The sequence below is a fragment of the Sphingobium xenophagum genome, assembly GCF_031457465.1.
GTDB classification, from domain to species: Bacteria; Pseudomonadota; Alphaproteobacteria; order Sphingomonadales; family Sphingomonadaceae; genus Sphingobium; species Sphingobium xenophagum_A.
In genome coordinates this window covers 54,402-75,366 of sequence record NZ_JAVDWV010000005.1, presented here as the reverse complement: position 1 = coordinate 75,366, position 20,965 = coordinate 54,402, and the positions used below count along the sequence as shown (strand labels likewise).

The following is a 20,965-nucleotide window of genomic DNA, read 5'->3' as shown; positions in this document are numbered from 1 at the left end:
TGCCGGTCTTTTTCGCATCCGCTTAGCAGGACGGATCATACCGTCGTCTGCAATGTCCAACGCGCCGTGCCTTGCAATCCCAATGCCGTGAGCCGCCCGCTGCGATAGGCACCGGTGTCAATGCCGATCCGGTTGTTCCGTTCGTCCACCTCCGGCGTGATGCTGTGGCCATGCACGATCATATGCGAATGCGGCGCGTCATGGTTCAGGAAATCGCGGCGTATCCAGCGCAGGTCGGACGATTTCTGCGCCTCGATCGCGACGCCGGGGCGGATACCGGCATGGATAAACAGATAATCGCCCACTTCGGTCCAGTCGGGCAGCGCATCGAGAAAATCGACATGCGCGCGCGGTACATGATGCAGCATCCACGCGATGATCTCCGCATCGCTCATCACCGGAAATCGACCAGGACCAAGGCCATAGCTTTCCAGCGTCTGCTCAGCCCCCATGCGCCGGAATGTCGGCATCACCCTTATGTCACCACGCGCTGCGGCGATGAACAGTTCCTCATGATTGCCCTGCAGGCAGCGTACGTCGCCGCCTGATCCGATCAGCGCCATGACGCGCTCGATCACCGCGCGCGAGTCGCCGCCCCGGTCCATCAGGTCGCCCAGAAAGATGAGGGTCAGTTGCGCGGCCCCACGGCTCGCATCGTCCTGCGCGATCATGTCGAGCAGCATGTCGAGCAGGTCCATCCGGCCATGCACATCACCGATCGCATAGACACGGCGGTCCGCGCCCACGCTGGGCGTCCGTCCCGCCGCTGGCGCAAGCCTGCACCCTAACCATCTGCGCCACCAACTCATCACGCCACGTCTCGCACAGCGTTACAGCTTGGGCAATGTCACGCCCTGCTGCCCCATATATTTGCCCGCCCGGTCGGCATAGCTGACCTCGCACGGCTCATTGCCTTGAAGGAACAGGAACTGGCACGCGCCTTCATTGGCGTAGATTTTGGCGGGCAGGGGGGTGGTGTTGGAAAATTCCAGCGTCACATGTCCCTCCCAGCCCGGCTCCAGCGGGGTGACATTCACGATGATCCCGCACCGCGCATAGGTGGATTTGCCGAGGCAGATCACCAGCACGTCGCGCGGCACCCGGAAATATTCGACCGTCCGCGCCAGCGCGAAGCTGTTGGGCGGAATGATGCAGCAGTCGGTCTTGCGATCGACGAAGCTGTTGGTGTCGAAATTTTTGGGGTCTACGATGGTGCTGTCGATATTGGTGAAGATCTTGAACTCGTCCGCCACCCGCGCATCATAGCCATAGGAGGACAGGCCGTAACTGATGCAGCCGTCACGCTTCTGGCTCTCCACGAACGGCTCGATCATGCCGGTCGAAAGGGCTTTGTCGCGGATCCATTTGTCGGAAAGAATGGCCATGATGCTGTTTTAGCTTTTCCTGATGGGGGTGATGCCCAGATCGGCGGGGCCGAAGGCGTGGGGAAGAAGATCGGCGATGCGATGCTCGGTGACACGGCTGCCCGATGGTGTGGCGCAATAGATGGCGATGGCACGGCCGGCCATCTGTTCGGCCTCGTTCATCACCTGACGGCACCGGCCGCAGGGCGTGACCAACGCTTCCTCCGCCGCGTCCATCGCGCCGCCGACCACGGCGATCGCGGCGACATCGGCAAAGCGACCCTGCGCATTGACGGTCGCTAGCGCCACCGTCTCCGCACAGAGCGACAGGCCATAGCTTGCATTTTCGAAATTGCAGCCGGTCACGATGCTGCCATCGGTCAATCGCACCGCCGCTCCGACCGCAAAGCGGCTATAGGGCGCATGGGCATGGGCCATCGCCCCGCGCGCGGCGGCGATCAGCAGCGCCACCGGATCTTCCGTCTCGCTCATGGCGCCACCACATCCCATCTCACCGGCCCGTCGACGCCGTCGATATGCCGCATGTCGCTGGCTGTCCACATCACCCAGGGCCGCGTCGCATAATCGGGCGGAAAGAAATTGCCGTCGAGCCAGAGCGTGCGGTTGATCCCCGAACCCACGTCATACAGCTTGTCGAAATCCTCGGTGACGTTGAGCAACACCGTCTTGCCCGCATGGCTTTCGATCAGATTGACTAGGGTATTGAGTTCCGACAGCAGCAGGTCACGCCCCGGCCGCGCGGTGCAACCGGGGTCGAACGCCAGCCGGATCACCGGGGGCAGGGCGGCATTGTCGCGCGGCACCGTCGTCACGAAGCGGGTCGCCTGATCGCTTGCCAGCCGACACAGGCTATAGTCGAGCATCGCGCCATAGCGCAGCCCCGCCGTCCGCGCCGCGCGCCAGTTCGCCGCGAACGCGGGATCGCGCCCGGCCGCACCCCTGGCCGCGCGGATATAGGCGAAGTCGGCCCCCTGCGCCGCCAACGTGCCCCATTCCACAACGCCATTGTCAGCGCTGATCGTGACGCCCTGCACCGGATATTGGTCCCGCGCGGGCGCCCAACTGCGCGCATAGAGCCACAGCGCCAGCGCCGTCACCGCCATGATCGCCAGCCCCGCGCCAATGCGGACCAGCAGCCCCCCCAAAGTCAGTCGCCCGATCGTCCCTACCCCTTGATATGCAGCACGCAGATCAGCGTGAACAGCCGCCTCGCCGTATCGAAATCGACCGCGATCTTGCCCTCCAGCCGTTCGATCAGCATCTCCGCCGCATCATTGTGGATGCCGCGCCGCGCCATGTCGACCGTCTCGATCTGCTGCGGCGACGCATTGCTGATCGCCTGATAATAGCTGTCGCAGATCGCGAAATATTCGCGGATTGGCCGCCGGAACCGCCCCAGCCCCAGGATGATCGCTTCAAGCGCGCTGTCATCCTCGCGGTTGATCTCGATCACCAGCCGCCCGTCCTCGACGCGCAGCACCACCTTATACGGCCCCATATAGCCGTCCGCATGGACCCGCTGGGGCGCGAAATGATTATCCTCCAGCAGATCGAAGATCGCGATCCGCCGTTCCTGCTCGACATCGGCATTGCGCCACAGGATCGTGCGCTCGTCGAGCTTGATGTCTATGATGCGCGGATCGGCCATGGTGAAGGGCATAGTCAGTGCGGCGACACGCGCCGAAAAGCAAGCGGGACTTATCCACAGATGGATTGCGCGCCAGCCCTTGCGCGACGCGCGCGACCGGAGGATGAGAGGCCCATGGTCGAACTATTGAAAATCACTGCCGCCGAAGCTGGTGGCACCGAACTGCCGCGCAATGTCGAAGCCGAAGCCGCGCTGCTGGGCGCGCTGATGATCGACAATCGCATTGCCGAGGATGTCCAGATCAAGATCAAGGCGGAGCATTTCTTCGAGCCGCTCCATGGCCGCATCTATGACGCGATCATGAAATTGCTCGATCGCGACATGATCGCCAACCCAGTGACCTTGAAGCCGATGCTCGATCAAGACCCGGCGCTCAAGGAACTGGGCGGCGCGGCCTATCTCGCGCAATTGACCGGCAATGGCGCGGCGCTCATCGGCGCGCGCGACTTCGCGGCGCAGATTTACGACCTTGCCTTGTTGCGGCAGCTTGTCAGTGTCGGCCGCGAACTGGTTGAAAATGCGCTGGATACTAGCGAAGACGTCAATCCCCGCGAGCAGATCGAAGCGGCCGAAGTCGCGCTCTACAAGGTTTCGGAGGGCGAAGGCGAAAGCGGCTCGGTCAAGAGCTTCCTGTCCGCTTCCACCGCCGCCGTGCAGGTCGCCGAACGCGCGCTCAACAGCGGCGGCCATGTGTCGGGCATCACCACCGGCATCAACAGCCTCAACGCCAAGATCGGTGGCCTCCACAATTCGGATCTCATGATCCTCGCCGGGCGTCCGGGCATGGGCAAGACCTCGCTTGCCACCAACATCGCCTATAATGCCGCCTCGCGCTGGCTGCGCGATAATGCCGATGGCATTCCACCCGAAAAAAATATGGGGGCCAAGACCGCCTTCTTCAGCCTCGAAATGTCCGCCGATCAGCTCGCGACCCGCGTGCTGGCTGAACAATCGGGGATCAGCGGCGAAGCGCTGCGCATGGGCAAGATCAGCCGCGCCGACTTCCAGAATCTCTCCCGCGCCGCCCGCGAGCTGCAGGAACTGCCGCTGTTCATCGACGATACGCCGGGCCTCACCATCGCCGCACTGCGCACCCGCGCCCGCCGCCTGAAGCGCCGCCACGACGTCGGCTTCATCGTCGTCGACTATCTCCAACTGCTCCAGGGCAGCGGCCGCGGCAACGAGAATCGTGTGAACGAGATTTCGGAAATCTCGCGCGGCCTCAAGACCTTGGCGAAGGAGCTGCATGTCCCGGTGCTCGCCCTGTCACAGCTCAGCCGCGCCGTCGAACAGCGCGAGGACAAGCGACCCCAGCTCTCCGATCTGCGCGAATCCGGCTCCATCGAGCAGGACGCCGACATGGTCTGGTTCGTGTTCCGCGAAGATTATTACATCGCCGCCAAGGAACCGGGGAACAAGGAAAGCGCCGAACATACCGAATGGGCGCAGCAGATGGAGCAAATTTACGGCCTCGCCGAACTGATCGTCGCCAAACAGCGCCACGGTTCCACCGGCCGCATCCGCATGAAATTCGACGCCCGCATCACCCGCTTCTCCGACATCGCCGAGGATGGCTATCAGGATCTCGAATATGAATAAGCGGCCCGTCGAACGTCTTTGAGCCGTTCGCCCTGAGCTTGTCGAAGGGCCGTCCTTCTTGAGAAGAAGGATGGGGCTTCGACAGGCTCAGCCCGAACGGTATTTTTAAACGCCCATCTTCGCCCGTGCGGCCACGCGCTTCTCCAGCATCGACAGCGGCATCGCGCCTTCCTCAAGAATGGCGTGGAACTGCTTGATATCAAAGCGCTCGCCCATCGCCGCCTGCGCCGCCGCACGCGCCTTGGTCCACACGCCATGGCCGACCTTATAGCTGGTCGCCTGTCCCGGCTGGGTGCAATAGCGTTCCACCTCGCGCTGGCAGCGGGCAGGAGTAAAGCCCGTCTTTTCCACCATATAGGCAGTCGCCTGTTCACGGCTCCACCGCTTCGAATGGATGCCCGTATCCACCACCAGCCGCGCCGCGCGGAACAGGAAGGATTGCAGATAGCCCGCCCGGTCGAGCGGCGTCGCATAGCCCTTCAACTCGTCGGATAGCTGCTCGGCATAAAGCGCCCAGCCTTCGCTATAGGCGCTCATGAACGCAGTCTTGCGCAGCATCGGAATGTCGCCGGCGGTCTGCGCGGTCGAAATCTGCAGATGATGCCCCGGCACGCCTTCATGATAGTTGAGCGCGGGCAGCGTATATTTGGGCCAATCGCCAATCGCTTTCAGGTTGATGAAGAAGATCGCGGGCCGCGACCCGTCGAGCGCCGCGCGATTATAATAGCCGTTCGATGCGCCATCCTGAATCTCGACCGGCACCGCGCGGATTTCCAGCGGCGTGTCGGGAATGGTGGCGAACGCCTGCGGCAATTTCGCCTGCATCAGCTTGGCTTCGGCGTTGAGCGCGGCGATCAGGTCGCTGCGGCCCTGCGCCGTGTCGGGATAAAGCTGCGACGGCTCGGCATTGAGCGCCGCCAGCCGTTCGCCGATCGTGCCCTTGCTATAGCCCGCGGCTTTGAGAATCGTATCGAGCTGTCCGCTGATTTCCGCGACCTGCTCCACGCCCATCGCGTGAATCTCGTCGGCGCTCATGTCGGTCGTCGTCGCGCTCTTGAGTGCGGCGGCATAGATTTCGTCGCCGCGCGGCGCGCGCCATATGCCATCGCCCGCAGCCGTACTGCCCCGCAGCGCCTCGATCGCCGCAATCTGCTCATCGAGCGCGGGATAGATCGCCTTCTCGACAACGGCTGTCGCCTGGCCTTGCCAATCGCCCGTCACATTTTTGGCCGCAGCCCGCTTGACCAGCGATTCCACGATCGAACTGGACGCGGCGGGCTGATCGCGCAGCTTGCGCATCTGCGCCAACGTCAGGTCAAGCGACCAGCCGGGCGCAAGATAGCCGCGCGCCGCTTCGTCCCGCTGGACGGCCGTGTCAGTCCGCAGGTTGCGGGCAAAGGCATTGAGCCGGGCGATATAGGCATCCGCATCGGCTACATTGTTGATGGTATGCGCCGTGTTCAGAAAATCCGGGGTGGAGAAGTAACTGCCGCCCTGCTGGAAGATGCGATAGGGACGCACCGCGCTGTTGAGGCCAAAGGTCGCAGGCGCGACCGTCTGCTGCCCCAACGAATAGAGGACAACCTCCAGATTGAGCCGCTGCAGATCGGACAGGCTGGCCGATTGGAAGCTTTCCAACTCCTTGATCGCCGCCTGCGTCATGCTCAGCCGCTTCATCATCGCCGACTTGCTATTGTCGTCCAACTGGCTCTTGGCCCCGGCGCGCGCGCCCTTGTCCAGACCAAGGCTGGTGACCATGCCGGGCGACACATCGAGCTGCTTCTCGAAAATGGCGGCGAAGGCGGCGGACAGCCGCGCATCGTCATTGCCCGCCATCTGCGCCAGCGCGCGCGGGGCGGAGGCGGCGAGGGCGATTGCCCCGGCGGAGGAGAGAAACAGGCGGCGATCCATGGCGATGACTCCCTTATGTCTTGCCTGCCTGTCTTACCCCGCTCCGCCGCCTCGTCTAGTCCCTTGTAACAATGTTGCGCGCGCGCAACATCTTCGGTCGCGGCGTGTGACGAGTCTCAATCTTCGCTTTGCAGCTTGTCCTGCGTCCGGGTCGCAAAGTCGCTCGCGTCGTGCCGCTCGTGCAATTGCTCTTCCAACGGGCCATTCGCCTTGTTGACCATCCGCCCGCGCTTCACCGCCGGGCGCGCATCAATCTGCTCCGCCCAGCGCATCACATGCGTATAGCTCGCAACGTCCAGAAACTCCGCCGCCTCATAGGCGCGGCCCAACACCAGCCCGCCATACCAGGGCCAGATGGCGATATCGGCGATGCTATACGCATCGCCCGCCATATAGGCGTTATCCGCCAGATGCCGGTCCAGCACGTCCAACTGTCGCTTCACCTCCATCGTGTAGCGGTTGATCGGATATTCGTATTTTTCCGGCGCATAGGCGTAGAAATGGCCAAAGCCGCCACCCAGCAGCGGCCCGGCCCCCATCTGCCAGAACAACCAACTGAGTGCAGCAGTGCGCTTGGCCGGGTCGGTCGGCAGGAAGGCACCGAATTTCTCGGCGAGATACAGCAGGATCGCGCCCGACTCGAACACGCGCTGCGGCGGCGACACGCTATGGTCCATCAGCGCGGGGATCTTGCTGTTCGGATTGACCGCCACGAAGCCGCTCGAAAACTGGTCGCCATCGCCGATCTTGATCAGCCAGGCGTCATAGTCGGCATCCGTGAAACCCGCCTCCAGCAACTCTTCCAGCATTATCGTCACCTTCTGCCCATTGGGCGTGGCGAGCGAATAGAGCTGGAGCTTATGCTGGCCGACCGGCAGCGCCTTGTCGTGGGTCGCGCCAGCGATCGGCCGGTTGATATTAGCGAACGCCCCGCCATTGTCCTTGTCCCAGGTCCAGACGCGGGGCGGGGTATAGCTGTCGGTCATACGGGGCTGGCTCCAGGATCGTAAATGGATGGGCCAAAAGTAAGTGGCGATCCCACCTCCTGCAACCGACAGCCGTCAGGCTTTTTGGGATTATTCCGCCGATGCCCGCACCACGAGAACGCTGACCGGACTTTGATGCACGATCGCCGAAGCATTGGACCCCAGCAGTTTCGAGGAGAAGGAAGGCTCATGCGACCCGATCACGATCAGCGTCGCGCCGACTCGCTCGGCCGCGCTGATCACTTCGTCGCGCACCCGGCCGCGCCGCGTATCGAAATGGACCTGCCCCTCGGCAAGGCCACCCTCGGTCGCCCATTGCCGCATCAGCGCCAGTGCCTCGGCCTCTTCCTTGATGTCGAGATCGCGCCCTAAAAGCTCGGAATAGCGCGTGGGCATATGATAGCGGACATAGAGCATATGGACCGTCGTTTCCGGTCCACAAACTGCCGCAGCGGCGTCAATCGCGGCGCGCGCGTGCAACACATCATTGATGTCGACGGCAACAATAATCGTGGAGTAGGCCATGGTGCATCCTCTTTATGGTTCTTCTCGACCAACAACCGGGCGAGGCAGGGGATGCAGCGTTCATGAAAAATTACGGTCGCGACATGAAACAGCCGACCATGGCAATAGTCAGTCCGTTCACCGCATGCGCGTGGCGCTCAGGTCGCTGACGGCCATAACCAAGAAGCCGGTGCAAGGTTGCCCGCCCTCATCAAATTTTTCTGCAAAAGCGTCTTGACGGAAAAAAGCACCATTCCATATTCACGGCGCTAGCACTCTCCTTCAACGAGTGCTAACAGCGACGCAGTTCAAGGGGAGACGGACAAGGCGATTGCGGTTTTGCGGGGAAATCATCCCCGGATCGCGCGCCGAACCCATCCCAAATAGAAGGGAAAGGCAATCAACATGGCATTTCGTCCATTGCACGACCGTGTTCTCGTCCGCCGCATCGAAGCGGAAGCGAAGACCGCCGGTGGGATCATCATCCCCGACACCGCCAAGGAAAAGCCGCAGGAAGGCGAGATCGTCTCCGTCGGCACCGGTTCCAAGGCTGAAGATGGCAAGGTCACCCCGCTCGACGTCAAGGCTGGCGACCGCGTGCTGTTCGGCAAATGGTCGGGCACCGAGGTCAAGGTCGACGGCGAAGACCTGCTGATCATGAAGGAATCGGACATTCTGGGCGTCGTAGCCTGATTGTCGGTTCGCGATTTTCAAACCCAGCAACGGTGTGAACTTCGCCATTTTGCAATTTCTCGATAGAAGGTATTAAGACCATGGCAGCGAAAGACGTAAAGTTTTCCCGCGACGCTCGTGAGCGCATTCTGCGCGGTGTCGACATCCTGGCCGACGCGGTCAAGGTGACGTTGGGCCCCAAGGGCCGTAACGTCGTGATCGACAAGAGCTTCGGCGCCCCCCGTATCACCAAGGACGGCGTCAGCGTCGCCAAGGAAATCGAACTCAAGGACAAGTTCGAAAATATGGGCGCGCAGATGGTGCGCGAAGTCGCATCGAAGACCAACGACATTGCTGGCGACGGCACGACCACTGCGACCGTCCTGGCGCAGGCGATCGTCCGTGAAGGCATGAAGTCGGTTGCCGCCGGCATGAACCCGATGGACCTCAAGCGCGGCATCGACCTCGCGGTCATCAAGGTTGTCGAAGACCTCAAGGCCCGTTCCAAGCCCGTCGCCGGGACCAAGGAAATTGCCCAGGTCGGCATCATCTCGGCCAATGGCGACACCGTGGTTGGCGAAAAGATCGCCGAAGCCATGGAGCGCGTCGGCAAGGAAGGCGTGATCACGGTTGAAGAAGCCAAGGGTCTCGAATTCGAGCTGGACGTCGTCGAAGGCATGCAGTTCGACCGCGGCTACCTGTCGCCCTACTTCGTGACGAACCCGGAAAAGATGGCTGTAGAGCTGGCTGATCCGTACATTCTGATCCACGAAAAGAAGCTCAGCAACCTGCAGTCGATCCTGCCGATCCTCGAAGCGGTCGTTCAGTCGGGTCGTCCCCTGCTGATCATCGCTGAAGACATCGAAGGCGAAGCGCTGGCGACCCTGGTCGTCAACAAGCTGCGCGGCGGCCTCAAGGTTGCTGCGGTCAAGGCCCCTGGCTTTGGCGATCGTCGCAAGGCGATGCTGGAAGATATCGCTGTCCTGACCAAGGGCGAAGTGATCTCGGAAGATCTGGGCATCAAGCTGGAGAACGTCACGCTGGCGATGCTCGGCACTGCCAAGCGCGTCACCATCGACAAGGACAACACCGTCATCGTCGATGGCGCTGGCGACCATGACTCGATCAAGGGCCGTACCGAGCAGATCCGTCAGCAGATCGAGAACACCACCTCGGACTATGACAAGGAAAAGCTCCAGGAACGTCTGGCCAAGCTGGCTGGCGGCGTGGCCGTCATCAAGGTTGGCGGCGCTTCGGAAGTCGAAGTCAAGGAACGCAAGGACCGCGTCGACGACGCGCTGCACGCCACCCGTGCGGCCGTTGAAGAAGGCATCGTTCCTGGCGGCGGCACCGCTCTCCTCTATGCGACCAAGGCTTTGGCCGGCATGAAGGGCGCGAACGACGACCAGACCCGTGGTATCGACATCATCCGCAAGGCGATCGAAGCGCCGCTGCGCCAGATCGCCCAAAATGCGGGCGTTGATGGTGCCGTGGTTGCCGGCAACCTGCTGCGCGAAAATGACGAAACCCGTGGCTTCAACGCTTCGACCGACGTTTACGAAAACCTCGTCGACGCTGGCGTGATCGATCCCACAAAGGTCGTTCGTGCGGCTCTGCAGGACGCGGCTTCGGTTGCTGGCCTGCTGATCACCACCGAAGCGGCGATCTCGGAAATGCCTGCCGACGACAAGTCGCCAATGGGCGGCATGCCCGGCGGCGGCATGGGCGGCATGGGTGGCATGGACTTCTAAGTCCGGCTATCATCGCCAAGAAAATGAGGCCGGTGGAGCGATCCACCGGCCTTTTTCTGTCGGCCACCTGCACCAAATTCATCCGGCGCTGGTTCCTTAATGCCTTGAACTCGTTATGCTGCCGACGCAGGCATTTGGGCCAGATCGACAGGGGCATTATGAACGACCGGATGGTAAGGCTTTGATGCGCGGTATCCTGTGCTGATGGAAGGAGGAACGCTCTTTGCCCGCTGGCCTGAAGCGGGGCCGGTGGCAGGCCTCATTCTGGTCGTGCTGCTGTTCCTGGCTTTTGCGATGGAGCGGTTTCCGCCCGTCGTGATCGCCGTCATCGGGGCCATCCTCATGCTGGTGACCGGCATGTTGAGCCCGGCTGACCTGCTGACGGTCTTCGCCAATCCCGCGCCCATCACGATCGCGGCCTTCTTCATTCTCTCCGGTGCCCTCATCCGCACCGGCGCGATAGAAGCTCTAGCCAGCCTGATGATCATGCGGGCCAAGGAACGGCCAAAGCGCACGGTGGCGGAATTGCTCGGCACCGCCATGCTGGCGCCCGCCTTCGTCAACAATACGCCGGTGGTGATGGTGCTGATCCCGCTGGTAAAGCGACTGGCGCGCACGGTCGGAATCGCGGCGACGCGCCTGCTCATCCCGCTCTCCTACCTTGCCATTCTCAGCGGCACTTTGACCCTGGTCGGCACGTCCACGAACCTGCTGGTCGACGGAGTGGCGCAGGAAAATGGGCAGGCGGCTTTCGGCATATTCGAAATTACCTCGGTCGGGCTGGTGGCGTTGCTCACCGGAGGCGTGACCCTGCTCATTCTGGGGCCTTTGCTTCTGCCCAACCGGCCGGATAACGAACTCGATGTCGATAGCGATCGGCTCTATATCACCGAACTCTGCCCCAAGGTTAAAGAGGATGGTGCCCGGCTGGGCGACATTAAGGCGTTGCGTCGTGGTTCGGTGCGCGTGTTGGGCATTGCCCGCGGGTCGCAGATACTGCGCAACATCAGCAATGATGATAACGTCCTGCCATCTGACCGGGTCATTGTCGCAACGAGCGCGCATGAATTGGATGCGTTGGCCCGGTCGCATGACTTCGTCGTCGGTCTTCAGAATGTCGGCAGGCCGATCCGGCTGGCGGCGGACGAACGCGACAGCACGGTCGGGCTGATCGGCATCACACTTGCTCCCACCCATCCCGCCATCGGCCGAAAATTGCGGGAAATTCCCTTTCTGTCCAACCTTGGCGTCCGCATATTGGGGCTTAGTCGTCCCCGCCATGTCGCCGGGCCGGACCTCCCCAATGTGCGACTGCGCGCAGGCGACAGCTTGTTGGTCGCCGCCGACGATCAGGCGGCCACCGCATTGCGGGAGAATATGAATTTCTTCGCGGAGGATACCAGCAGCGTCAGGCCCTATCGCCGTCGCCGCGCGCCGATCGCCGCGCTGACGCTGGCGATGGTCATTCTCGGCGCGGCCTTTAACATCATGCCGGTGTTCGCACTGGCGCTGATCGGCGTTGCGATCGTGCTAGCGACCCGCTGCATGGACGCGGAAGAAGCTTGGTCGGCGATAGATGGCAATGTCATCGTGTTGATCTTCGCCATGCTTGCCATCGGCCTGGCCCTCGAAAAATCCGGCAGTGTGGCATTGATCGTCTCCACTCTGTCGCCATGGATGGCGGCGCTCCCGCCGCTAGCGTTGATCATCGCCATCTATGCCGCGACATCGGTGCTGACTGAAACCGTCACCAACAATGCGGTCGCCGTCATCATGACGCCGATCGCCATCGGCATAGCGGGGCAGAATGGCGTTGATCCACGGCCGTTGATCGTGGCCGTCATGTTCGCCGCATCAGCCAGTTTTGCCACGCCGATCGGATATCAGACCAACACGATGGTCTATGCGGCAGCGGATTATCGGTTCAGCGATTTTGTGAAGATCGGCCTGCCCATGAACATCATCGTCGGCCTGGTGACGTGTTTTGCCATCTATTGGATGATGTGAAGGGACTACCCATAGCATGACCCCGCCTTCCACTGATCATCCCTATCCTGCCCGCTGGGATCATATTCCCTTTTATCGCTGGTGGCGGAAATCCGTGGTCGGATCTGTCGATCAGGAAAAGGTCGTCGCCCGCATCGTGGAGGAAAGCGGCTGTACGCCACGCTATTTGTTCATGACGATGATGTCGGCGGGCATTGCGGTGCTGGGGCTGCTGTTGTCATCACCTGCCGTCGTGATCGGCGCGATGTTGATATCGCCGCTGATGAACCCGATTCTGGGCTTGGGCTTCAGTCTTGCGCTATTCGACTTTGCCGAACTGCGCCGCTCGCTCTCGGCGCTGGCGATCGGGGCAGCCGCCGCGCTGCTATTCACCGCCTTCATCGTCCTGGTGTCGCCGCTAAAAGCACCCACGGCCGAGATATTGGCGCGCACCCGGCCCAATCTGTTCGATCTGCTGGTTGCTCTCTTCGCCGCGCTGGCTGGCACCTTCGCCATCATTCGCGGGCGCGGCGAAACGATCGTGGGCGTCGCCATCGCTACGGCCTTGATGCCGCCGCTGGCCGTCGTCGGCTTTGGCCTTGCAACCTGGAATATGCCGATTCTGGGCGGCGCGCTCGCCCTGTTCGTCACCAACTTCGTGACCATCGCTTTGTCGGCGATGGTGATGGCGCGCTATTATGGTTTCGGCCATTATCTGTCGAGCCAGCAAAGCTGGACTCAGACCGTGCTGCTTACGCTGGTCTTCGTCGTGATGGCGGTGCCGTTGGCAATATCCTTGAGCCGGATCGCGGGCGAGGCGGTCGCCGTCAACCAAATCCGTTCCTTCCTGTCCGATCGCTATGGCGCAGAGTCGCGGATTACCCAGCTTGATGTGAATTTCGACCGGACACCGCTGACGGTACGCACCGTCGTCATCGCACCGCGATCCCGCGCGGAGAGCAACGCCTTGCTTCAAACCGACCTTAGTGACCGGCTGGGCCGTCCCGTGGCGCTGCGCGTGGATCAGGTCCTTCTCGATCCGGGCGCAGGATCGGTCGAGGCGCAGCGGGCGGAATTGCAGCAGGCTAATGAGGCGCTAGCCAATGATCGCGGCCGAGCGAACCGGGTTGCAGGGCTGGTCGCGCTGGCGGCCGGGGTCGCGCCAGATGCTGTGACGATCGACCGCGATCATCAGCGGGTGACGGCAACCGCCGCCGTCTTGCCGGGCGCTGACCTCACAACCTATGGCGCGTTGGAACAACGCGCTGCTCAGTCCGTGGAGGATTGGGAAGTGGCGATCATCCCCCCGCTTACGCCACTGCCGGTCATCGCCTTTGCCGACAATGTGGATGCTCTGGACGCGCAAGCGCAGCAGGCGGTGCTGCTGTCCGCCTGGGCGGCGAAACGCTGGAACAGTCCGCAACTGTCCGTGCCCGGCTTGCCCACCGAGGCTCTCGAACGGCCGTCCTTGCCCCAGCGCCGGGCGCTAGCGATCGCCGCGCTGCTCAAGGAACAAGGCATCACCGCCATCGCCGCACCGGCGTCAGGTCAGAATTTCCGGTTGCAGATAGCAGCGACGATGGGCCGCTAACCGTTCACAGCCCCAAGGCGTCGGTGTCGGCGCTGGCCGCGGCCAGGTCGGCATGGGCGATCAACTGGCGATAGGCGGCATCCAGCTTCCGCAACGCCGCATCGGCCGCCGCTTCCTCGCGAATATTGACCAGAAAAAAATCGCTCGCGCCCATTTCGAACCGGCGGCGTTCGGCCTGCGCCATGTCCTGCGCCCTCGCCTGCTCGTCGCCCGCCAGCGTCAGTAGCCGCTGCGTTGCATCGACCGCGACGCCGATCGTGTCGATTTCCGCGATAATCTGTTCCCGCAGGCCTTGGCCACGCAGCATCGCCGCCTCGATCTCCGCCTGGGTCTGCATTATGCGGCCCTGCGCTGCGCGGCGCTGAAGGGGCAGAGTAAAGGTCAGCCCGATGCGCGTCTCGGTGCCCTCGCGCGACCGGCCGCCTTCGCCGATCGGCCCGATGTCGCGTGACGCTTCGGCGTTGAGGTCAAGCCGCGGCAACAGCGCATTCTGGTCCAGCGCCAGCCGGTCGCGCGCCACCTGCATCCGCACGTCGATGGTACGCAGATCCGGTCGCATCGACAGCGCGGATTTGGGATCAATCGGCAGGGGGAGGGGGGTGGGCAGGTCCGATGGCAATTGCGCGGGCGAAGGGATGACCGGCCGCCCATCGGCGTCACGCCAATATAAGGAGAGTGTGTTTGCGGCGCTCGCAAGCGCCTGTTCCGCCTCCACCACCAATGTCTGGCGACGCAGGATATTCTGCTGATTTTCCGTCAGAATGATGCGCGGGCGCAGTCCCAGCGTGACCTGTCGTTCCAAGCCCTTTTGCCGGTCCTGCGCCAAGTTCAGCAGGTTGCGGACAATCTCCAGCCGCTCTCCTGCAACCACCCATTGGTTATAGGCATCCAGCGCCCGGCGCTGCACGCCAATGGCAATGAACAGACGATCGGCATCGGCCAGCGCAATGTCAGCTTCGGCCTGAGTGCGGTTAAAACGACGATCGTCAATGGCGCGGTCCCGCAGCAGCGCCAGCACGACACCCGCCTTTATCTCGCCAAACTGGTTGGTATAATTTTTGTCCTCATAAATGGGGAAGCGCCCATCGGACACGCGATAGCCGCCATAGACATTGCCGCCCCATTGTTCGAGCGGGCGCGTGAGCTTCGTTTCCGCATAGCGATTGTCATAATAGCCGGTTAGCCGCGTGTCGGCTGCCGCAGAAAAAACCGTGTCGAATGCGCCTTCGGCCGACAGGCGCTTGCCCTCCGCCCCGCGCACCCGCGCAAGCGCTTCGAGCACCTGGGGAGCATGCTGCCGGGAAGAGGCCAGCACATCGGCCAATTGCAACGGGCCGGATAGGGGCGCGACAGGTGCGCGCGTCGGCAAGGGGGCGATGTCCTGCGCGAGCGCAGGGCCGACCGTCGCCATGAGCGCGACAAGGATGAGCAGGCGCTTACTTGGCATCGGCATTGCTATCGGTCGGATTTGTCGCCGATGCGTCGGGGACATTGCCGGGTCGCTGGAATTGCAACGGGAAGTCGTTGAGTTGCCGCCACAGTTCAAAGCCGACGCTGACCGTATCCATCAATACCCAACCGCGTACCTTGGCACCCAGCCGGACATAGGGTTCCTGCGGCCATGGCGGGCGATCCGCAGCTGGTTCGACCAATATGCGGAACAGGCCATTGGCCGATGCCGATACGTCGATGGCGCGTACCTTGCCGTCGAACATGCCCTGCGCGACGGAGGGCCAGCCACTGAACTGGATGGCGGGCCAACCTTCAAATTCCAGCCTGACGCGCCGACCTGGATGGATCAGCGGAACGTCGCGGCCATCGACATACAACTCGACTACGCGCTGCGATTCTTCTGGGGCAAAGGTTGCTACAATGTCGCCGGGGCTGACCATGGTCGCATTGTCGCCGCCCTGAATCCGCAGCACACGACCATCGCGGGGCGCGCGGATCATCTGGACCGATTGGCGATTGAGGCTGACATCGACGCGGGTGCGCTCGGCCTTGGCCTGTGCGACCTTCGCGGCATAATCGCTGACCTTGATCTGCGCCAGTTCATAGTCACGGCGTGGTGCCAGACCTTCGCGATACAATGTTTCCATGCGTGACACGTCAAGCTGCGCAACGCGCATCGCTTGCTGCGCCGCAACGATTTCGACATCGGCTTGCGCCCTTTCGGCGCGTAGGCGGTCGAGCAGATTGGGATCATTGTCGCTGATCCGCGCGATCGGATCGCCGCGCTTCACCAGGCTGCCATCGGTGACATACCATTGTTCGATCCGGCCGGGGACCAGCGCGGTGATATTCTGCACCCGGTCGCGCGGATCGAGCGCAATGACCGCACCCGTGCCCGGTGCTGTCTGCACCCAGGGCACGAACATCATGAACAGGATGCAGCCGACAATCGTCGCCATCAGCATCCAGGCAAGTACGCGCGTGACGCGCGGCGTGCGAATGCTCGCCAGGGTTTTGAAATGCGAGAGGTGATTAGCGCGAAAAGGCATCGCCAGCCTCCTTGCCAGCGCGGGCGCGCAGGGCATCCAGACTTTCCTTGTCGGCGACCAAGCGTTGCTCCTTGCGCCCCAGCCACAGCCAGCCGTCCAAAGTGATGTCATGCGGACGACTGGAAAAATAGAGGATGGTCACGGGTTTGCCCTTCAACATGTCGAAGGCGGCCTGAAGATGTTCAACCGGGACCATGTCGTACAGCGCAGACAGGACCAGGATGCGCGGCTGGGCGAGCAGGGCGCTCGCCAGTTTTAACTGCATGATTTCGACCAGAGCCAACGGCCAGCCGGTAGAGGACAGGCGCGTGTCCATGCCATCGGGAAGAGCGGCTACCCGCGCGTCGAGTCCGACCACCTGCAAGACATCCATGATAGTCGCGGAATCATCCTCGGCGCGTGACAGGGACAGATAATCGCGTATCGAACTTTCCACGATGGTGGATCGATTGAGAACGATGACGTCGCTGCGAAGCTGATACATATCGAGCGAGGTGATATCCGTGCCGCCCAGGGTGATGATGCCACTTGTCGGCCTGATATGCCGTTTCAGAAGCGTAGCAAGCACGCGGTCCATATCCGGTTCGGCGGCACCCATCAGGCGGCTGCCACCAGGAATGACGATGTCGATCTCGGCTTCGTCCCGACCGATCGGCGCGCGGACAGAATGTAGCACAAGGGCACCATGGGCGGGTCTGGACGCGCCTGGCTTGAGCTCAGGCACTTGCTCCTGCGGGATGGAGAGAAGCAGGGAAAGTTCTTCCGCCCCGGCGACCAGATCATAAAAGCTGTCGAGATAGGGGCCTAGCTGAGCGGCACCATAGAAGATGCTCGACAGGATAAGTTCGGCCGCGACCAACTGGCCGATCGACAATTGTCCCTGAATGACCAGCCAGCCACCAAGCGCCAGCAGACCGGCGCTGGCGACGGCATAGAGGATCAGCAGCGAGATGCTCTGTGGAAAAGCATAACGGAAATGCGACCTGTGCGCCTCTACATAAGCGGCCGTTGCCTCCTCCGATCGGTCCATGGCGAAATGGAGATGGCGGCTCGATTTATAATAGCCGTTCGAACCGCCGACGCTTTCCAGCCAGTGCGCGGCTTCATATTTGCGATAGCTCAGTGCCACCGCCGTCCGCATCGCGCCCCGATACCATAAGCGCCAGATCAGCCAGACGACGAAGATGAAGCCGACGTTGAACGCCAGAAAGAAGGGGTGATAGAAAGCGGTCACAACAAAGCCCACACTGGCCTGGAGGATGATGGAAAATCCTCCGATCAGCAGGGAAGGGATCGCTTTCTGGACGGTCATCAACTCGAAAAAACGGTTGAACAGGTCGCCGCGTCGTTCGTCCTGAAAGAAAGGGTTTTGCGCATAAACAGCGCGCAGAGTGATGTCCGCGACCAGCCGGGCGAAAAACCGGCGGCGGAACATTTCCATCAAATGCATGCGAAAGGCGCCCAGCAGCGCCGATATCAGCAACAACCCCATCAGGATTGCCGCCAGCGTAAAAAGCGGGGCGGGCAGCGCCGTGTTCGCAACCGAGTTGATCAGCATCTGCACGGAGATCGGGGTAGCCAGCGACAGAAGGCCGATCCCGATGCCATAAACAAGCGTAAGCCGGATGAACGCCTTGTCAGGCCCTATGATCGGCCCCGCCCAGGCAAAGAAGTCGCGCAATCGCACATCGACCGGAGCCGCCATATTCGAATGTCCCACCGCGTAACATTATTACCCAAAAAGCCGGATGACATCTAATGGCGCGTCTCGCAAGCACGGCGCAGCAAGCTATCCCTGGTAATCCACCATGGATGGCTTTGCTCCGCTCCTAGGGACGATCCGATTTTATGTTATCCTGCTCTGGCACCATTATTTGGCGTCACCAAATCATCATGCCAGATGCTTAAACGCGCAATAGCGGCCACCGCTCATTGGATCAAATCGCTAATGACGAAAATAACGATAGGAATATCCTATTGAAATATCGGTTTATGATCCAGCAACACTTATCACCATATCCGCCAGTCTCTGATAAACAGCGGCCCGCCCGGCACTGCGTCGCCACACCAGGCCAACTTCCCGCTCAATGATCTGTGATGCCATTGGGCGGATCGTGACATCATCATGATCGCGTATCTCTGAGCGTACATAGAGGGCAGGCAGCAACGCTATACCCATGCCCATACCGGCCATTTGCCGGACAGCGTCCAGACTGGTTCCCTCATAGTCGCGCAGCACCGGCGCACCGACCGCCTTGCCCAGCGCCTGTATCTGGTCGCTTAGCCGATAATGCGGCGACAATGTCAGCAGTCCCCGCCCGGCAAGCATCTCAGGCTGTACGCATCGCTGTCCGGCAAGCGGATCATCCTGCGCCATGACCAGCAGCAAGGGCTCGCGAAACAACGACATGACGAAATATTGATCGCCAATTACGGGCAATTGGGTGAGCACCACATCGTGCAGGCCCGAAGCAAGATCACGCAGCAGATCGTGCGGTAACCCCTCTCTTATGTGCAGGCGCAGTTCGGGATGATCGCGATGCAGGCGCGCGACCACCTGCGGCAAAAGATAGGGGCCAAGCGTGGGAGAGGCGCCGAGCCTGATGGTGCCGATCATGGCATCTCCGTCGGATCGGGCAAGATCGCTCAGCGCGCTCACGTCGGCCAATATGGCATGGGCGTGGCGGAGTATCTCCCGCCCCATGGGTGTCAGCATCGTGGCACCGGCTCCGCGCTCCACCAGCGACTGCCCCAATTGCGCTTCGAGCAACTGAATCTGCGCCGATAGAGAGGGCTGCGATACGCCCGCCCGTTCCGCCGCCCGTCGAAAATTGCCGGCGGCTGCCAACTCACTGAAATAGTGCAACTGGCGAAGGGTGATGGCCGGTACCGGAATCAGGCTGACTTTCTGGAGGCTGAGATACAGACGCTGAAATTAACGCCGTCATGGATATAATCCACACTCCTTTTCAATTAGCCGACCGTGTTCCTACCCCTGCGCCCTGCAAATGACTAGCTGCGGCCATCGTGCTGCCAGCCGCCACCCAATGCGCGGAACAGATCGACCTGCGCAAAGGCCACTGCGCGGTTGGCTGAGGCGCTGTCGGCCTCTGCCGCTGCCAATGTGCGTTGCGCATCCAGCACAGTCAGGAAATCAATCTGCCCCTCTCGCTGGCGGGCGAGGCTGATGCGCGCGGCGCGATCGGCGGCGTTGCGCGCGGCCTGCAACGTGTCGCGGCGTTCCATCGCATGGGCATAGATGGACAGCGCGGTTTCGGTTTCCTCCAGCGCGCGCAGCACCGTGCCGTCGAAGGTCGCCAGCGTCGCGGCGCTGTCGGCGCGCGCCGCGCCGATGCGGGCGCGGATCGCTTCCTGATTGGGGAAGGCCCAGTTGATGAGCGGCCCCAATACCCAGCGCAGCGGGCCGCCGCCCAATATGTCGCCGCCGCCGATGGCTGTTGTACCGATCGCGCCGCCCAGCGAAATGCGCGGATAGAGGTCCGCCGTCGCCACCCCGATCCGCGCCGTGTCGGCAGCGAGGCGGCGTTCGGCGGCGCGGACATCGGGCCGCCGGGCGAGGAGCGCGCGACCGTCGCCCACGGGAATGGGCTGGGCCAGGGTCGGCGTGGCCACGCTGGCCCGAATATCGGCGGGCAAGTCTTGCGGCGTGCGCCCCGTCAGCGTCGCGAGGCGGAACAGGGCGGCATCCCGGTCGGCGGCAAGGCTTGGCACCAGCGCCTTTTGCTGGTCGCGCAAGGCGGTCACGCGGATCACGTCGAGCCGATCCGATCGGCCTGCGTCGAAGCGAGCGCCGGTGATGCGGATCGAGCGATCGAGCAGGTCGACCGTGCGCTGCGCCACGGCCAGCCGCTCGGCCGAAGAGGTGGCATCGACATAGGCGCGCACCGTATCGGCGACCACGGCGACACGGACGGCATCGGCATCCGCCTCGGCCGCGCCGAGATCGCCGCGTGCCGCCTCGATCGAGTGCTTCACCCGGCCGAACAGATCGACCTCATAGCCGACGCTGAACCCCGCATCGACGGTGCGATTCTCCCGGTCGAGGCCGGGGAAGCTCTGCGCCGCTGCCGTGCGGCCATAGGTGACGGTGCCATCCAGGCCGGTCGAAGGCAACCGATCCGATCGCGCGCCGCGCAGGGTGGAGCGTGCCCGCTCCAGCCGCGCCACGGCAACGCGGATGTCGGTGTTGGCGCTTAGCGCATCGCCCACCAGCCGGTCGAGCAGCGGGTCTTCATAGAGCCGCCACCAGTCCCCCTGCGCCTCCGCCGTGCTCACGGCGGGGGTTGCCGTGCCGATGAAGGGCGCGGCGGCGGTGGGGGGCGTGACTGGCGGCCGATAGTCGGGGCCAGCGGCGCAGGCCGTGAGGGCAGTGGCTGCCAACAGGGCAGCGAACAGGGATTTGGTCATGGC

General features: G+C 62.4%; 18 protein-coding genes. 5 read left to right on the top strand and 13 right to left on the bottom strand.

Annotated features, from left to right (window positions below; all coding sequences use genetic code 11):
• Window positions 1–35 precede the first annotated feature (35 nt).
• The 5 genes from J2W40_RS06175 to J2W40_RS06155 all read right to left on the bottom strand — a co-directional run bounded on the left by J2W40_RS06175 (window position 36) and on the right by J2W40_RS06155 (window position 3,033).
• Window positions 36–809, bottom strand: coding sequence for a metallophosphoesterase (locus tag J2W40_RS06175; RefSeq protein WP_310222731.1), 774 nt, complete (start codon window positions 807–809; stop codon window positions 36–38).
• A 21-nt stretch (window positions 810–830) separates the two neighbouring features.
• Window positions 831–1,385 carry a dCTP deaminase gene (gene dcd / locus J2W40_RS06170; RefSeq protein ID WP_069066552.1) on the bottom strand — a complete coding sequence of 185 codons (555 nt, stop codon included), beginning with the start codon at window positions 1,383–1,385 and terminating at the stop codon, window positions 831–833.
• 9 nt (window positions 1,386–1,394) lie between these two features.
• Window positions 1,395–1,856 (bottom strand): cytidine deaminase, encoded by a 462-nt coding sequence (locus J2W40_RS06165; protein ID WP_310222729.1) that lies wholly within the window; start codon window positions 1,854–1,856, stop codon window positions 1,395–1,397.
• Window positions 1,853–2,488: a GH25 family lysozyme gene (locus J2W40_RS06160; RefSeq protein WP_409050350.1), complete on the bottom strand. Its 636-nt coding sequence runs from the start codon at window positions 2,486–2,488 to the stop codon at window positions 1,853–1,855. The genes J2W40_RS06165 and J2W40_RS06160 overlap by 4 nt, the downstream gene beginning before the upstream one ends.
• A gap of 62 nt (window positions 2,489–2,550) precedes the next feature.
• Window positions 2,551–3,033, bottom strand: a complete 483-nt coding sequence (locus J2W40_RS06155; RefSeq protein WP_037478539.1) for a UPF0262 family protein — start codon at window positions 3,031–3,033, stop codon at window positions 2,551–2,553.
• Window positions 3,034–3,147: 114 nt separating this feature from the next.
• On the opposite strand from J2W40_RS06155, the gene J2W40_RS06150 reads away from it, so the two are divergent.
• Window positions 3,148–4,632 carry a replicative DNA helicase gene (locus tag J2W40_RS06150; protein ID WP_037476023.1) on the top strand — a complete coding sequence of 495 codons (1,485 nt, stop codon included), beginning with the start codon at window positions 3,148–3,150 and terminating at the stop codon, window positions 4,630–4,632.
• Between the two features lie 105 nt (window positions 4,633–4,737).
• Here the strand turns inward: J2W40_RS06150 and J2W40_RS06145 are convergent, their stop codons facing one another.
• The 3 genes from J2W40_RS06145 to J2W40_RS06135 all read right to left on the bottom strand — a co-directional run bounded on the left by J2W40_RS06145 (window position 4,738) and on the right by J2W40_RS06135 (window position 8,054).
• Window positions 4,738–6,543 carry a DUF885 domain-containing protein gene (locus tag J2W40_RS06145; protein WP_310222726.1) on the bottom strand — a complete coding sequence of 602 codons (1,806 nt, stop codon included), beginning with the start codon at window positions 6,541–6,543 and terminating at the stop codon, window positions 4,738–4,740.
• A 116-nt stretch (window positions 6,544–6,659) separates the two neighbouring features.
• Complete coding sequence (yghU, locus tag J2W40_RS06140; RefSeq protein WP_310222724.1) at window positions 6,660–7,529, bottom strand: glutathione-dependent disulfide-bond oxidoreductase; 870 nt, start codon at window positions 7,527–7,529, stop codon at window positions 6,660–6,662.
• Between the two features lie 90 nt (window positions 7,530–7,619).
• The gene (locus J2W40_RS06135; RefSeq protein ID WP_310222721.1) at window positions 7,620–8,054 is read right to left on the bottom strand and encodes a universal stress protein; all 435 of its coding nucleotides are present in this window, start codon (window positions 8,052–8,054) and stop codon (window positions 7,620–7,622) included.
• Between the two features lie 384 nt (window positions 8,055–8,438).
• Between J2W40_RS06135 and groES the strand changes: the two genes are divergently transcribed.
• The 4 genes from groES to J2W40_RS06115 all read left to right on the top strand — a co-directional run bounded on the left by groES (window position 8,439) and on the right by J2W40_RS06115 (window position 14,033).
• Window positions 8,439–8,726, top strand: a complete 288-nt coding sequence (groES, locus tag J2W40_RS06130; RefSeq protein ID WP_007704439.1) for a co-chaperone GroES — start codon at window positions 8,439–8,441, stop codon at window positions 8,724–8,726.
• A gap of 80 nt (window positions 8,727–8,806) precedes the next feature.
• Window positions 8,807–10,456, top strand: a complete 1,650-nt coding sequence (gene groL, locus J2W40_RS06125) for a chaperonin GroEL (RefSeq protein ID WP_037476035.1) — start codon at window positions 8,807–8,809, stop codon at window positions 10,454–10,456.
• Window positions 10,457–10,660: 204 nt separating this feature from the next.
• Complete coding sequence (locus J2W40_RS06120) at window positions 10,661–12,463, top strand: SLC13 family permease (RefSeq protein ID WP_310223039.1); 1,803 nt, start codon at window positions 10,661–10,663, stop codon at window positions 12,461–12,463.
• Between the two features lie 16 nt (window positions 12,464–12,479).
• Complete coding sequence (locus J2W40_RS06115; RefSeq protein WP_310222712.1) at window positions 12,480–14,033, top strand: DUF389 domain-containing protein; 1,554 nt, start codon at window positions 12,480–12,482, stop codon at window positions 14,031–14,033.
• Window positions 14,034–14,037: 4 nt separating this feature from the next.
• Here the strand turns inward: J2W40_RS06115 and J2W40_RS06110 are convergent, their stop codons facing one another.
• From J2W40_RS06110 to J2W40_RS06090, 5 genes are all read right to left on the bottom strand, one after another.
• Window positions 14,038–15,480: a TolC family protein gene (locus tag J2W40_RS06110; protein WP_310222710.1), complete on the bottom strand. Its 1,443-nt coding sequence runs from the start codon at window positions 15,478–15,480 to the stop codon at window positions 14,038–14,040.
• Entirely contained in the window at window positions 15,470–16,534 is a 1,065-nt protein-coding gene (locus J2W40_RS06105) for an efflux RND transporter periplasmic adaptor subunit (protein ID WP_310222708.1), read from the bottom strand. Before J2W40_RS06105 ends, J2W40_RS06110 begins: the two co-directional genes overlap by 11 nt.
• Window positions 16,518–18,239 carry an ABC transporter transmembrane domain-containing protein gene (locus J2W40_RS06100; protein ID WP_310222706.1) on the bottom strand — a complete coding sequence of 574 codons (1,722 nt, stop codon included), beginning with the start codon at window positions 18,237–18,239 and terminating at the stop codon, window positions 16,518–16,520. Before J2W40_RS06100 ends, J2W40_RS06105 begins: the two co-directional genes overlap by 17 nt.
• A gap of 285 nt (window positions 18,240–18,524) precedes the next feature.
• The gene (locus J2W40_RS06095) at window positions 18,525–19,400 is read right to left on the bottom strand and encodes a hydrogen peroxide-inducible genes activator (protein ID WP_310222704.1); all 876 of its coding nucleotides are present in this window, start codon (window positions 19,398–19,400) and stop codon (window positions 18,525–18,527) included.
• A 146-nt stretch (window positions 19,401–19,546) separates the two neighbouring features.
• Window positions 19,547–20,962, bottom strand: a complete 1,416-nt coding sequence (locus J2W40_RS06090; RefSeq protein WP_310222702.1) for an efflux transporter outer membrane subunit — start codon at window positions 20,960–20,962, stop codon at window positions 19,547–19,549.
• Window positions 20,963–20,965: the final 3 nt, after the last annotated feature.